At 75.1% G+C, this 13,070-nt stretch carries 13 protein-coding genes; 5 read left to right on the plus strand and 8 right to left on the minus strand.

The features are described 5' to 3' along the window. Positions 1–19 precede the first annotated feature (19 nt). Together HDA31_RS22010 and HDA31_RS22015 are read left to right on the plus strand one after the other, a co-directional pair. Positions 20–892: a 3-methyladenine DNA glycosylase gene (locus HDA31_RS22010; protein WP_178063766.1), complete on the plus strand. Its 873-nt coding sequence runs from the start codon at positions 20–22 to the stop codon at positions 890–892. An 87-nt stretch (positions 893–979) separates the two neighbouring features. Further along, a complete protein-coding gene (locus HDA31_RS22015) occupies positions 980–1,696 on the plus strand; it encodes a class I SAM-dependent methyltransferase (RefSeq protein WP_178063765.1) in 717 nt (238 codons plus the stop codon). Between the two features lie 201 nt (positions 1,697–1,897). Here the strand turns inward: HDA31_RS22015 and HDA31_RS22020 are convergent, their stop codons facing one another. From HDA31_RS22020 to HDA31_RS22050, 7 genes are all read right to left on the minus strand, one after another. Beyond that, complete coding sequence (locus tag HDA31_RS22020) at positions 1,898–3,067, minus strand: cellulose binding domain-containing protein (protein WP_178063764.1); 1,170 nt, start codon at positions 3,065–3,067, stop codon at positions 1,898–1,900. Positions 3,068–3,201: 134 nt separating this feature from the next. Further along, complete coding sequence (arfB, locus tag HDA31_RS22025) at positions 3,202–3,627, minus strand: alternative ribosome rescue aminoacyl-tRNA hydrolase ArfB (RefSeq protein WP_178063763.1); 426 nt, start codon at positions 3,625–3,627, stop codon at positions 3,202–3,204. A gap of 68 nt (positions 3,628–3,695) precedes the next feature. Further along, positions 3,696–4,559, minus strand: coding sequence for a S1C family serine protease (locus HDA31_RS22030; RefSeq protein ID WP_074473776.1), 864 nt, complete (start codon positions 4,557–4,559; stop codon positions 3,696–3,698). 70 nt (positions 4,560–4,629) lie between these two features. Next, a complete protein-coding gene (locus HDA31_RS22035) occupies positions 4,630–5,589 on the minus strand; it encodes a VWA domain-containing protein (protein WP_178063762.1) in 960 nt (319 codons plus the stop codon). Continuing rightward, positions 5,586–6,602 (minus strand): DUF58 domain-containing protein, encoded by a 1,017-nt coding sequence (locus HDA31_RS22040; protein WP_178067151.1) that lies wholly within the window; start codon positions 6,600–6,602, stop codon positions 5,586–5,588. Before HDA31_RS22040 ends, HDA31_RS22035 begins: the two co-directional genes overlap by 4 nt. An 83-nt stretch (positions 6,603–6,685) precedes the next feature. After that, entirely contained in the window at positions 6,686–7,735 is a 1,050-nt protein-coding gene (locus tag HDA31_RS22045; protein ID WP_178063761.1) for an AAA family ATPase, read from the minus strand. 170 nt (positions 7,736–7,905) lie between these two features. Further along, positions 7,906–8,436: a hypothetical protein gene (locus tag HDA31_RS22050; RefSeq protein ID WP_074473773.1), complete on the minus strand. Its 531-nt coding sequence runs from the start codon at positions 8,434–8,436 to the stop codon at positions 7,906–7,908. A 266-nt stretch (positions 8,437–8,702) separates the two neighbouring features. On the opposite strand from HDA31_RS22050, the gene HDA31_RS22055 reads away from it, so the two are divergent. After that, positions 8,703–9,782 (plus strand): endonuclease/exonuclease/phosphatase family protein, encoded by a 1,080-nt coding sequence (locus tag HDA31_RS22055; protein ID WP_246384472.1) that lies wholly within the window; start codon positions 8,703–8,705, stop codon positions 9,780–9,782. Between the two features lie 94 nt (positions 9,783–9,876). On the opposite strand, the gene cimA is transcribed toward HDA31_RS22055, so the two are convergent. Next, positions 9,877–11,460, minus strand: a complete 1,584-nt coding sequence (gene cimA / locus HDA31_RS22060; RefSeq protein WP_178063760.1) for a citramalate synthase — start codon at positions 11,458–11,460, stop codon at positions 9,877–9,879. 372 nt (positions 11,461–11,832) lie between these two features. On the opposite strand from cimA, the gene HDA31_RS22065 reads away from it, so the two are divergent. Beyond that, positions 11,833–12,393: a peroxiredoxin gene (locus HDA31_RS22065; RefSeq protein WP_043962272.1), complete on the plus strand. Its 561-nt coding sequence runs from the start codon at positions 11,833–11,835 to the stop codon at positions 12,391–12,393. Positions 12,394–12,395: 2 nt separating this feature from the next. Continuing rightward, positions 12,396–12,926: an alkylhydroperoxidase, AhpD family gene (gene ahpD / locus HDA31_RS22070; protein WP_178063759.1), complete on the plus strand. Its 531-nt coding sequence runs from the start codon at positions 12,396–12,398 to the stop codon at positions 12,924–12,926. Positions 12,927–13,070 lie beyond the last annotated feature (144 nt).

Raw genomic sequence — 13,070 nt, forward strand, 5'->3', positions numbered from 1 at the left:
GCGGTCGTACGCTGGTCGGGTGACCGCCGCCCTCGCCCCCGCCGCGCCGCTCGACCTGGCCGACTGGCAGGCGCGGCGCCGGGCCCACGAGGAGCGGGTCGACGGGTGGCTGGCCCCGCACCTGGCCCGCCGCCGCGCCGGGCGCAAGCACCCGGTGGAGGACTTCCTCTTCACCTACTACTCGCACCGCCCCGCCCAGCTGCGCCGCTGGCACCCGGGCGCGGGGGCGGTGCTGCGGGGCGCGGACCCGGCCGAGTTCGGCCGGGACTACCGCGCCACCGCCGCCGGGCTCACCCTCGACACCGATGCGGTACGCGCCCGGCGGGCCGGGTCGGTCGACTGGATCCGTGCCCTGCTCACGGCGACGGCGGGCCGCCCGGCGCACCTGGGCTGCTTCGGGATGCACGAGTGGGCGATGGTCTACCGGCAGACCCAGGAGGAGGTGCGCCACAACGCGTGGCCGCTGCGGCTCAGCCCGGCGCGCACCGCCGAGGTCGTGCAGGAGCGGGGCGTGCGGTGCAGCCACTTCGACGCGTACCGGTTCTTCACCGCGCCGGCCCGGCCGCTGAACGTGCTCACCCCGACCCGGGAGCGCCAGCACGAGCTGGAGCAGCCGGGCTGTCTGCACGCCAACATGGATCTCTACAAGTGGGCCTACAAACTGTCGCCGCTGGTGCCCAGCGAGCTGGTCGCCGACGCGTTCGCGCTGGCCCGCGAGATCCGCACGCTGGACATGCGGGCCAGCCCCTACGATCTGGCCGCGCTCGGCTACCCGCCGGTGCGGGTGGAGACGCCGGAGGGCCGGGCCGAGTACGCCGCCGCCCAGCGGGGCTTCGCCGAGCGCGCCGCCGGCCTGCGGGCCCGCCTGCTCGCCGCGCTGAACATCGCCTGATCCTCCCCTTTTCGCACCTTTCATCACCTTTCGCGCTTTCCGTTCGTTGGCTTCCTGTACCCGCGGGACCGAGGAAACGGGAGCACCATGACCAGACGATCACTCGCCGGGCGGGCGCGGGGCCTGATCCGACGCACCGCGCCCGGCATCCCCCGCTCCCGCCGCGAGGCGCAGACGTCGCTGGAGGCGCTGGCCACCCTGCGCGGGCAGGGCTGGCACCGGTCGGTGGGGGCGGCGCCCGTCGACGGCGAGGGCCGGCCGCTGCCCTGGCTCAGCTACTCCGCCGTGCGGTGGCTGGACGACGTGCTGCACCCCGGGGTGCGGGTGTTCGAGTACGGCTCGGGGTCGTCGACGTCCTGGTTCGCCCGGCCCGGCCGGGTCGGCGAGATCGTCTCCGTCGAGCACGACGCCGCCTGGTTCGCCCAGCTCCCCCAGCCGGCCAACGGGGAGATCCGGCACGTGCCCTGCGCCGACGGCTGGTGGGACGGCTCGGCGGACTCCCCCTACGTGACGGCGGTCGCCGACGGGGCCCCCTGGGACGTGGTGGTGATCGACGGCGCCTCCCGCACCGTCTGCGCCCGGGTCGCGCCGAAGCACCTCGCCCCGTCCGGCCTGGTGGTCCTCGACGACACGGACCTGGCGACGACCGACCCGGCGGCGGCGGAGCTGGCCGCGCACGGCCTCGGCCGGCTCGACCTCTGGGGCTTCAAGCCCGGCATCCAGCGGATGACCTGCACCTCGGTCTTCGGCTGGGACTTCAACCACTGGCTGCTGCCGGGGCGGGCCCACGGGCACGCCCGCTGACGGCGACGCCGCGCGCCGGCCTCCACCGACCGACCCGCCGACCCACCCCCGCACCCGCCGCTTCTCCGCCCTTTGCTCTGCACCCACGGGCGCAGCGGTCACCGAGGGCGACCGTTGCGTGTCAGGGTGCAGGGCAAAGGGGCGGAAACGGGGGGCGGCGACGGCAGGTCGGTCGGCCCGAGCGCACGGCCCGGCCGGGGATCAGGACGTGGCGCAGCTCGGCTGCGGCACCGGGTTGCTGGCGCCGGCGCTGCCGAGGAACCCGAAGGCCGCCTCGGCGCCGGGCGCGAGGGCCCCGTTCCAGCTGACGTTCCGTGCGGTCACCGCGGTTCCGCTCTGCGTCACGTCGGCGTTCCACGCCTGGTCGATCCGCTGGCCGTCGGCGTAGCCGAACCGGACCGTCCAGCCCTTCAGCGCCGCGGTGCCCGTGTTGCGTACGGTCACCTCGCCCTGGAAGCCGCCCTGCCACTGCCCGACGATCCGGTAGCTGGCCGTGCACCCGCCGCCGGGGTTCGAGGTCGGGGTGACCGGCGGCGACAGCGTCGGCGTGACGGTGGGGGTGGGCGTCGGCGTGACCGACGGCGTCGCGCTGGGGGTGGCCGTGGGCGTGGCCGTCGGGGTCACCGTGGGCGTGGCCGTCGGGGTGCCGCCGGTCAGCGCGGCGACCAACGCCGGATACCAGCGGTCCGACATCTTCTGGTCGCCGGCGGCGTTCGGGTGCACCCCGTCGTAGGTGTCGGCGGCGGTGCTGAAGCCCGTCCACTGGTCGACGACCACGATCGGCGACTGCGCGGTGGTCTTGCCCGCCGCCCAGCCGTCGATCGCGCTGTTGAGCGCCACCGCCCGCTGCCCGCACTCGGCGCAGCTCGCGGGGGCCATCGGGATGATCTTCGCAACGATCACCCGCATCGCCGGGTTGCTGGCCCGCATCTGGTCGACCAGCTTGGAGTACGCGGCCAGGATGGTCGCCGGGGGGATGTTGCTCCACACGTCGTTGGTGCCGAAGTGCATGAGCACGACGTCGGGGTCGGTGGCGGAGAGCCAGCCGGGCAGCAGGTTCTGGTTGGCGACGTTCGTCACCAGGTATCCGCCGTGGCCCTCGTTGTCGCCGTCGTACGGCTGGCCGCAGCCCTGCGGGCCGAGGGTGCCGACGAAGTCGACGCCGGTGTGGCCGGTCGACTGGAGGCGGTTCCAGAGCAGGGAGCGCCAGCAGCCGGGCGAGCCGGTGATCGAGTCGCCCAGCGGCATGACGCGCACCGGGTCGGCGGCGGCCGGCAGGGCGGGCGGCGCGGCGACGAGCCCGAGCAGCAACGTCAGCGGCACGGCCGCGAGGGCGGCGAGGAGGGCGGTGAGGAAGGGCTTTCGGGGCATGGTGGAGGGACTCCTGTCACGTGACGTCGTGCGGTCGGTGACGGCCCTGTTGCTCCCGAAGCCATTCCAGCAGACCCCGGCGCGGCGGGCAACGCGCGGAGGTGGCAGTCGCGCCGGTGCAGGGCGCGGCGCGGTCAGTCGCCGTCGACGCGGCGGTCGCGCTTGCGCTGTGCCTGGCGCTTCTTGTCGGCGAGGCGGCGTTCCTTCGCGCCCCGCGACGGGCGGGTCGGGCGGCGCGGCGGGGGCGGCGGGGCGACCGCCTCGCGCAGCAGGGCCGCCATCCGTTCCCGGGCGGCCTCCCGGTTGGCGAGCTGGGCGCGGTGCTCGCTGGCGGCGATGGTGAGCACCCCGTCGACGAGCCGCCCGGCCAGGCGGTCCAGGGCCCGGACGCGCAGCGGCTCGGGCAGGCTCGGCGAGCCGGCGACGTCGAAGCTCAGCTCCACCCGCGAGTCGGTGGTGTTGACGCCCTGCCCGCCCGGGCCCGACGAGCGGGAGAAGCGTTCCCGCAGCTCGGCGGCCGGCACGACCAGCCGGTCGGTCACCCGCAGTCCGTCGTCCACGTGAGCAGGCTAGCGCCCCGCCCGGGCGTGGTGGGTGGCCGTGGGGCCCGGCGGCGGCCCGGCCGGGGTCAGCCGCCCTTTCCGATGATCGCGTCGGCGCTCTGCTGCACCTGCTCGATCGGGATGGCGAAGCCGATGCCGATCGAGCCGCTGCCGTCGATGGTGGCGATGGCGGTGTTCACGCCGACCACCTCGCCCCGGGCGTTGACCAGCGGGCCGCCGGAGTTGCCCGGGTTGATGGACGCGTCGGTCTGCACGGCGCGGTGCCGGGTCGCGCCGAGGCGCACCTGACGGTCGAGGGCGCTGACGATGCCCGCGGTGACGGTGCCGGCGAGCCCGAGCGGGGAGCCGACCGCGAGCACCGGCTCGCCGACCCGAGTGGCCCCCGGCTTGGCCAGCGGCAGCGGGGCCAGGCCGGCGTCCGGCGGCACCCGCAGCACGGCCAGGTCGCTGCCCGGTTCCCGACCGACGACCTCGGCGGCGAACCGCCGGCCGTCCGGCAGCTCCACCGTCACCGCCCCGCCGCCGCCCTTGGCGAGGATGTGGTCGTTGGTGATCAGGTGCTGCTGGTCGTCGATGGCGAAGCCGGACCCCGTCGCCGCGCTGCCGGTGGCCCCGCCGACCAGCACCGACACCACCCCCGGCACGGTGCGCTCGGCGGCGGTCACCAGCTCCGCCGGCACGGGCGCGGCCGACGCCGCCTCCGGGCCCGGCGCGGCGGCCGGGTCGGCGACCCAGGCGCCCGCCGCCGCGCCGGACAGGGTGGACAGCGCCACCACCCCGGCGGCGGCCAGCAGCCGGCCCTGCCAGGTCCGACGCCGGTCGGCCCCGCCCCCACCGGGTACGTCCCGCCGGCCACGCCCGTCGGGGTCGAGCTCGGGCGAGACGAACCACGGCCCGCGCGGCTCGCCCAGTCCGGTCTGTACTGCCATCCGCTGCTCCTCACGTCGACGTCTGTCGGGGAGTCCGGCCGGACCGGGCCGGCCGGTGGGGCCGCCGTGTTCAGGGCAGCCGGGAGAACCACCGCATCGATCCCGCCGCGGCCCCCATGGCCAGCACCAGTCCCAGCCCGATGAACCGGGCGGAGACGTCCTGCCGCTGGGTGCGGTAGCCGACGGAGGTGCCGATGTCGTCGTACACCGCCCGCAGCTCCTCGCGGGTGGTCGCCTCGTGGAAGCCGCCGCCGGTGGAGTCGGCGACCGCCTTGAGGGTCTGCCCGTCCACCGGCACCTGGATGGGCCGCCCGCCCCGGTCGACGAACCCGGACGGGGTGCCGAACGAGATGGTGTGCACCGGCACCTTCGCGTCGACGGCCTCGGCGGCGGCCTCCATCGGGTCCATGCCGGAGGTGTTCGCGCCGTCGGAGAGCAGGATGATCCGGGCCGGCGGCAGGTCCTGCGCGGCCTGGCTGTCCAGCGCCTTCACCGCGCCGAGGGAGGTGTTGATCGCCTCCCCGATGGCGGTGCCCTGCACGCCGGTGCTGCCCTCGGCGAGGCGTTCGATGCCGTCGTGCAGGGCCTGGCGGTCCGTGCCGGGCGGCACCAGCACGGCGGCGCTGCCGGCGAACGCGACGAGCCCGACGTTGAACTCGTCGGGCAGGCCGTCGACGAAGCGCCGGGCCGCCTCCTTGGCGGCGCTGAGCCGGTCCGGTTCCACGTCGGAGGCGAGCATCGAGGTGGACACGTCGACCGCCACCATGACGGTGGCCCGTTCCCGGGGCACCCGCACCTCGGCGCTGGGCCGGGCGAAGCCCACCACCAGCAGCGCCAGCATGGCCAGGAACAGGCCCGCCGGCACGTGCCGCCGCCAGGCCGGGCGGTGCGGGGCCACCCGGTCGAGCAGCCGCAGGTTGGTGAAGCGGACCGCGTACCGGCTGTGGCGGCGCTGGGCGAGCAGGTAGCCGACGGCGAGCGCGGCGACCCCGAGCAGCAGCCAGAGCCGCAGGGGCGACTCCCAGCTCACGCGGCACCTCCCGACAGCGCTCCGGAGCGGGCCGTCCGGCCGGTGCCGCTGGCCGCCGGGGCCAGGGCGAGCCGGCGCTGGGCGTGCACGTGCCGGACGATGTCGGCGCACCAGTCGCGGTCGGTGCGCAGCGGCAGGTGGGCCGCCCCGCACCGGCGCAGCACCTGGCGGACCTGGTCGCGCTGGGCGCGGGCCGCCTCGGCGTACCGCTCGCGCAGCCGGCGGTCGCCGGTGCAGACCTCCCGCCGGCGGCCGGTCTCCGGGTCGACCAGGGTGATCAGGCCGACGTCCGGCAGTTCCAGCTCGCGCGGGTCGGTCACCTCCACGGCGAGCACCTGGTGCCGGACCGCGAGCCGGCGCAGCGCCACCTCCCAGGGCGGCGGGTCCGCCGGGTCGTCCGGCAGCCCGTCGAGGAGGTCGGAGACCACCACGACCAGGCCGCGCCGGGTGGCGGCCCGGCCCACGGCGGCCAGCCCGTCGGCGAGGCCGGGCGCGGCGGGCGGGCCGGCGGCCGGGTCGGTCGCGGCGGCGCGCGGCGCGGCCAGCAGGGCCCGCAGCAGACCGAGCAGGTGGGTACGCCCGCCCCGGGCGGGGAACCGGCGCAGCCCGTGCGCGCCGAGCAGCTGCGCGCCGAGCCGGTTACCGGAGCCCGCCGTGAGGAAGCCGACCGCCGCCACGGCGGCCACCGCCAGCTCGCGCTTGTCCAGCTCGGCGGTGCCGAACTCCATGCTGGGGCTGGCGTCGACCAGCAGCCAGGTGGTCAGCTCCCGGTCGGCGTCGACCTCGCGGACGTGCGGGACGGTGGTCCGGGCGGTGACCGCCCAGTCCATCCGGCGCACCTCGTCCTCGCCGGGCCGGTACTCGCGGCTGCCGGCGATCTCGCTGCCGGGGCCGGGCAGCAGGCCCCGGTGCTCGCCGTGCAGCAGCCCGTCGAGGCGGCGGGTGACGGTCAGCTCCAGCCGGCGCAGCCGCCGGTCCGGCGCGAGGTCGGCGAGGGTCGGGTCCGGCGGCACCGACCCGGCTCCCCCGGCGGCGGGTGCTCCCCCGGCGGCCCGCGTCGCCCGGGCGGCGCCGGCGGGCGGGCCGGCGAAGCCCCTCACGCCGCCGCCAGGTCGGTGGCGTGTCCGGTGTGCTGGGCGGCGACCCGGGGCGGGGGCACGGCCTGGATCAGCCGGTGCACCACCGCCTCGGCGGAGACCCCGTCGGCGACCGCGTCGAAGGAGAGCACCAGCCGGTGGGCCAGGACGTCCACCGCCAGTTCCCGGACGTCCTCGGGCAGCACGTGGTCGCGGCCCCGCAGCAGGGCCTGGGCGCGGGCGGCGGCGACCAGGCCGAGGGTGGCCCGGGGGCTCGCCCCGTACGCCAGCAGCGGCGCGATCTCGGGCAACCCGAACCGGCCCGGGTCCCGGGTGGCCAGGATCAGCCGCACGACGTACTCGGCGACGGCGTGGTGCACGAAGACGTCGCCGGCCCGCCGCTGGAGCGCGCGCAGCCGGTCGGGGTCGAGGACCCGGCGCGGGGTGGGCCGGTCGGTGCTCATCCGGTAGAGGATGGCCAGCTCGTCGGCGTCCCCGGGGTAGTCGACGACGATCTTCATGAGGAACCGGTCCCGCTGCGCCTCGGGGAGCTGGTAGACCCCCTCCGACTCGATCGGGTTCTGGGTGGCCAGCACCAGGAACGGCACGGGGACCGGCCAGGCGCGCCCGCCGATGGAGACCTGCCGTTCGGCCATCGCCTCCAGCAGGGCGGACTGCACCTTCGCCGGGGCCCGGTTGATCTCGTCGGCGAGCACGAGGTTGGCCATGATCGGGCCGAGCTCGACGTCGAAGCTCTCCTTCGACGCCCGGTAGATGCGGGTGCCGACGATGTCGGAGGGGACCAGGTCCGGGGTGAACTGGATCCGGGAGAACGTCCCGCCGACCACGGTCGCGAGGGTCTGCGCGGCGAGGGTCTTCGCCACGCCGGGTACCCCCTCCAGGAGGCAGTGGCCGCCGGCGACGAGGGCGGTGAGCAGTCGCTCGACGAGCCGATCCTGCCCGACGATCACGCGTTTGACCTCGAAGAGGGTCTGTTCCAGCTCGACGCCGCTCGGATCGGGATCGACCGCGGTGGGCAGGCTGGCCAGGGTGTCCGAGATGTCCGTCACGGTGCTTGCTTCCCGGGCCGGCACCCGGGCAAACGTCGGAATTCGAGCACCTTACCGGGCCGAACCGGGACGAGCGCCCTCAACCGCGACCGAAGGCCGCAGGGCTCGCGGGCGGCACGCGGGTGCCGGCCCCGTCACCGGGGCCGGCACCCGCGCCGGGCGGTACGGGGTCAGGGAGTGAACACGGCCAGGTGGAACGGCCGGTCCGCGGGCGCGCCGGTGGAGTCGTACGTCTGCACGAAGACCCCGTTCGGCGTGGCCAGCCGCGGCGCGACCGAGATCTCGCCGGCCGGCGGGATGCAGCACGAGTCCGTGGTGCCGATGGTGGCCACGAAGGCGGCACTGGTCAGGCTGCGGTTGAAGATGACCTGGTACTGGCCGGGGCCGTACTTGGTCGCGGAGACGGCGTCCCGCGAGCGGAGCAGGGTGCCGGCGCTGCTGACGACGGCGAAGGACGTCGAGCCGTTGACGTAGGAGGGGCTCACCCCCTTCTTCATCGCCGCCTTGGCCGCCGCCGCCTCGGCCACCGTCGGCTGCGGCTGTCCGGACGGCGCGACGGCGCTTCCACCCGGCTGCCCGGTCTGGGCCGCGGGCCTGGCCGCCGTGGTGGTCTGGGCGGCGGCGATCCCGCCGCCGGCCAGCGTCAGCACCAGCGCGCCGAACGTGACCGCGACCGCCCTACGGGAAATGATTCTTGCCATGACAGGTCCCCCTTGTTGACCGTGTCGACACGACCGACCCGCGAAACAACGAGCCGGCTTTATCCGAGCCTGCCAGCACCGAAAAATGTCGCTGAAGCGACCACCGTCAAGCCGGCTGAAGAAGCACCCACACCCGCCTTGAGCAGCTATTACTCCCTGAGAATCGGGGCTGGAACCAGGTGGAAAGTAGCACCGGCAAAAGCGCGGGGTCAATGGCGGAAGGCGGCGTTTCAGACTGTTCCAGCCCAGCCCACAAATTGCGAAACATGAACGCTCGACAATTCACGATGCCCGCCGCTCCGGCACGGGCGGCGTCGCCGGTCGCGCCCTGCCGCTACGGTGTCGACGTGCTCACCCACGCCGACACCCCCGCCCGACCGGCCGCTCGCGCCGCCCGGACCCGGGCCTGGCTGTGCTGGCTCGCCGTCGCCCCCGGGGTGGTGTGGGCGGCGGTGCGCCTGCCCGGCCTCGAACGGGGGCCGGCGGTGCAGGCGGTCGCCTTCACCCCGTACGTCGCCGCCTGGACGCCCGTGCCGCTGCTGCTCGCGCTCGCCCTGCGGCGGCGCTGGCCGGCGGCGGTCGCGGCCCTGGTCGCGGCGGCGCTGATCGCCGTGGTCGTGCCCCGGGCCGTGCCGTCGGCGCAGCCGCCGGCCGGCGGGCCGACGCTGCGGGTGCTCACCGCCAACCTGCTGGCCGGCGCCGCCGACGCCGGCACCGTCGTCGGGCTGGTGCGCGACCTGCGGGTCGACGTGCTGGCCGTGCAGGAGTTCACCCCGGGCGCGGCGGCCGAGCTGGACCGGCTCGGCCTGGCCGCCCTGCTGCCCCACCGGCAGCTCAACCCGCAGGTCGGCACCGTCGGCTCGGGGCTCTACGCCCGCTTCCCGATCGCCGGGGGCGGCATCCGGCAGCACCGCGGCGGCTGGGGCTTCACCCAGGCGTACGGGACGATCACCCCGCCCGGCGGGCCGCCGGTGCGGGTCGAGTCGGTCCACCCGTCGGCCCCGTACGCGCTGGACCAGGTCGGCTTCTGGCGCGCCGACCTGGCGGCGCAGCCGCCGGCCACCCCCGATGCGGGGCTGTCGATCCTCGCCGGGGACTTCAACGCCACCCTCGACCACGCCCCGCTGCGCGACCTGCTCGCCACCGGGTACGTCGACGCGGCCGACGCCACCGGCACCGGGCTCGTCGGCACCTGGGGGCCGTACGACGGCGACCCGATCCCGCCGGTGACGATCGACCACGTGTTGGCGGACCGGCGGATCGCAGTCCGGTCCGTGTCGGTGCGCGCGGTGCCGGGCAGCGACCACCGCGCGGTCCTCGCCGAGCTGCGCCTGCCCGCCGCCTGAGCCTCGCGCCGCGCCGCCCCGCGCCGCGCCGCGCCGCCTGCGGTGGCGAGAAGGGGACCCTTCTCTACCGCAGGCGTTAACCGGGGGCCCCTCCTTACACGCGGGCGCGGTCCAGGCCGTAGGTGAGGGCGTCGACGAGGGCGTGCCAGGACGCCTCGACGACGTTGGGGTGCACGCCGACCGTGGTCCAGTCGCGGCCCGCCCCGTCGGCCGTCTCCACCAGCACCCGGGTCACCGCGCCGGTGCCGTGGCTGCCCTCCAGGATGCGCACCTTGTAGTCGGCCAGCTCGAAGTCGCGCAGCTCCGGGTAGTGCCGGGACAAGCCGACCCGCAGCGCCTCGTCGAGGGCGTTGACCGGGCCGTTGCCCTCGGCCGTGGCGATCAGCCGCTCGCCGCGTACCCGGATCTTGACGGTGGCCTCGGAGACCACCGAGCCGTCCTCCCGGTGCTCGACCAGCACCCGGTAGGACTCCAGGGCGAACGGCCGGGCCGGGGCGGCGTCGGGCAGCTCGGAGCGGACCAGCAGCTCGAACGAGGCGTCGGCGGCCTCGAAGGACCAGCCGCCGGCCTCCAGCTCCTTGACCCGCCTGGTCACCCGGGACAGGGTCTCCGGATGGCCGGCCAGGTCCAGGCCCAGCTCGCGGCTCTTCAGCTCGACGCTGGCCCGGCCGGCCATCTCGGTGACCAGGATCCGCATGTCGTTGCCCACCACGGTCGGGTCGACGTGGTTGTAGAGCAGCGGATCCACCTTGATCGCGCTCGCGTGCAGCCCCGCCTTGTGGGCGAAGGCGGCGGCCCCGGCGTACGCCTGGTGGGTGTCGGGGGCGATGTTGGCGATCTCGGCGATGGCGTGGGAGACCCGCACCATCTGCTCCAGGCAGCCCTCCGGTAGGACCGGCAGCCCGAGCTTGAGCTGGAGGTTGGCGGCGACGGCGAAGATGTCGGCGTTGCCGGGGCGCTCGCCGTAGCCGTTGGCGGTGCCCTGCACGTGCCGGACGCCGGCCTCGACGGCGGCGATGGTGTTGGCCACCGCGCAGGCGGTGTCGTTCTGGGCGTGCATGCCCAGGCGGGCGGGGTCGACCCCGGTGCGGGCGGTCAGGTCGGCGATCGCCGCGCTCACGTGGGACGGCAGCATGCCGCCGTTGGTGTCGCAGAGCACCATCACCTCGGCCCCGGCGGCCAGGGCGGTCTGCACGACCTCCGCGCCGTACGCGGGGTCGTTGCGGTAGCCGTCGAAGAAGTGCTCCCCGTCGACGAAGACCCGACGCCCTTCGGCGACGAGGTGGCGCACCGTGTCCCGGATCATCGCCAGGTTCTCCTGCGCGGTGGTGCGCAGCGCCCGCTCGACGTGCCGCAGGTCGGCCTTGGCGACCAGCGCGACGGCCGGCGTCTGCGCGTCCAGCAGCGCCCGCACCTGCGGGTCGTCGGCGACGGCGACGCCGGCCTTGCGGGTGGCCCCGAACGCGACGAGCAGGGCGTTCTTCAGGTCGAGCTCGGTGCGGGCCCGGCGGAAGAACTCGGTGTCCTTGGGCACCGCGCCCGGCCAGCCGCCCTCGATGAAGCCCACCCCGAACTCGTCGAGCAGCCGGGCCACGGCGAGCTTGTCGACGACCGAGTAGGTGAGCCCCTCGCGCTGGGCGCCGTCGCGCAGCGTCGTGTCGTACAGCTGGAACGTCATGGGGAGTCCTTTCGGGCACGGACGGGACGGGGTACGGCGGCGGAGGGGGACCAACAAAAAGACCCCCCGCGGATGCGGGAGGTCTGCGCGCTCGGCGAGTCGGTTGCCGGGCGCGCTAGCTGCCAATAATGGCGACGGTGCTGGTCACGGTCGCCACTCTGCCACCCGCACCCGGGTTTCGGGAGGAACAATCCACATACCGGGACGGTCACGGAGGGTTGCATACCGCAGGGCGGGCCCCACCCGGGGCGGAACGCGCCGTCGGTGATCGACTTCACAAGTCATCCGGCCGCTATCGAGCCGAAACACCGCTGCGGCAGTATCTGGAACCGATCAAGTTACCGGCCCCGTGCCGCTGCCAAGGAGGACCCCGTGCTCACTGTCGGTGACCGCTTTCCCGAGTACGAGCTGACCGCCTGCGTCTCGCTGGACGCCGACCGGGCGTTCGAGTCGATCAACCACAAGTCGTACGAGGGCAAGTGGCGGGTGGTCTTCTTCTGGCCGAAGGACTTCACGTTCATCTGCCCGACGGAGATCGCCGAGTTCGGCCGGCTCAACGGCGAGTTCGCCGACCGGGACGCCCAGGTGCTCGGCGTGTCGGTGGACAACGAGTTCGTCCACTACGCCTGGCGCAAGGACCACCCCGACCTGCGTGAGCTGCCGTTCCCGATGCTCAGCGACATCAAGCGCGAGCTGACCGACGCCTGCGGCGTGCTCGGCGCCGACGGCGTGGCCCAGCGGGCCACCTTCATCGTCGACCCGGACAACGAGATCCAGTTCGCCATGGTGACCGCCGGCTCCGTCGGCCGCAACGTCTCCGAGGTGCTGCGCGTGCTCGACGCCCTCCAGACCGACGAGCTGTGCCCGTGCAACTGGAACAAGGGCGGCGACACCCTCGACGCCACCAAGCTGCTCGCCGGGGCCGGGGCCTGACGATGGGCCTCGACGCGATCAAGGCGGCCCTGCCCGAGTACGCCAAGGACATCAAGCTCAACCTGGGCTCCACCGTCGGCGCCTCCACGCTCAAGCCGGAGCAGGCGTGGGGCACGGCGCTGGCCTGCGCCGTCGCCGCCCGCAACCCGGTCGTGCTGCGGGAGATCGCCGCCGAGGCGGCCGGCCACCTCACCGCCGAGGCGGTCGAGGCCGCCAAGGGCGCCGCGACGATCATGGCGATGAACAACGTCTACTACCGGGCCAAGCACCTCATCGGCGACGAGAACTACGCGTCGATGCCGGCCCGGCTGCGGATGCAGATCATCGCGCGGCCGGGCGTGGAGAAGGGCGACTTCGAGCTGTGGTGCCTCGCCGTCTCGGCGATCACCGGCTGCGGGGTCTGCCTGGAGTCGCACGAGAAGACCCTGCGCGCCGCCGGGTTCACCCGGGAGCAGGTGCACGAGGGGCTGCGCATCGCCGCCGTCGTGCACGCCGCCGCCGTGGCCCTCGACGCGCAGGCCGCGCTCGCCTGAGCCGTACGCCCGGGACACCCGCCGACGCCGCACCCCGCGGCCCGGCGGGTGTCCGCGTGTAGGCGGCCCGGGGCCCGGGTAGGTGGTCGTTCGGGGACGACCCCGCCGAGACGATCCCTCTCAGACGACCACGACGGTCGGGGC

This window comes from Micromonospora carbonacea (assembly GCF_014205165.1).
Classification (GTDB): Bacteria; Actinomycetota; Actinomycetes; order Mycobacteriales; family Micromonosporaceae; genus Micromonospora; species Micromonospora carbonacea.

Excerpts from the sequence above, each read along its gene's own strand:
- cimA (WP_178063760.1), bottom strand. The coding sequence starts at position 11,460 with ATGACGTTCCAGCTGTACGACACGACGCTGCGCGACGGCGCCCAGCGC.
- HDA31_RS22020 (WP_178063764.1), bottom strand. The coding sequence starts at position 3,067 with ATGCCCCGAAAGCCCTTCCTCACCGCCCTCCTCGCCGCCCTCGCGGCC.
- HDA31_RS22030 (WP_074473776.1), bottom strand. The coding sequence starts at position 4,559 with ATGGCAGTACAGACCGGACTGGGCGAGCCGCGCGGGCCGTGGTTCGTC.
- HDA31_RS22050 (WP_074473773.1), bottom strand. The coding sequence starts at position 8,436 with ATGGCAAGAATCATTTCCCGTAGGGCGGTCGCGGTCACGTTCGGCGCG.
- HDA31_RS22055 (WP_246384472.1), top strand. The coding sequence starts at position 8,703 with ATGAACGCTCGACAATTCACGATGCCCGCCGCTCCGGCACGGGCGGCG.
- HDA31_RS22015 (WP_178063765.1), top strand. The coding sequence starts at position 980 with ATGACCAGACGATCACTCGCCGGGCGGGCGCGGGGCCTGATCCGACGC.
- ahpD (WP_178063759.1), top strand. The coding sequence starts at position 12,396 with ATGGGCCTCGACGCGATCAAGGCGGCCCTGCCCGAGTACGCCAAGGAC.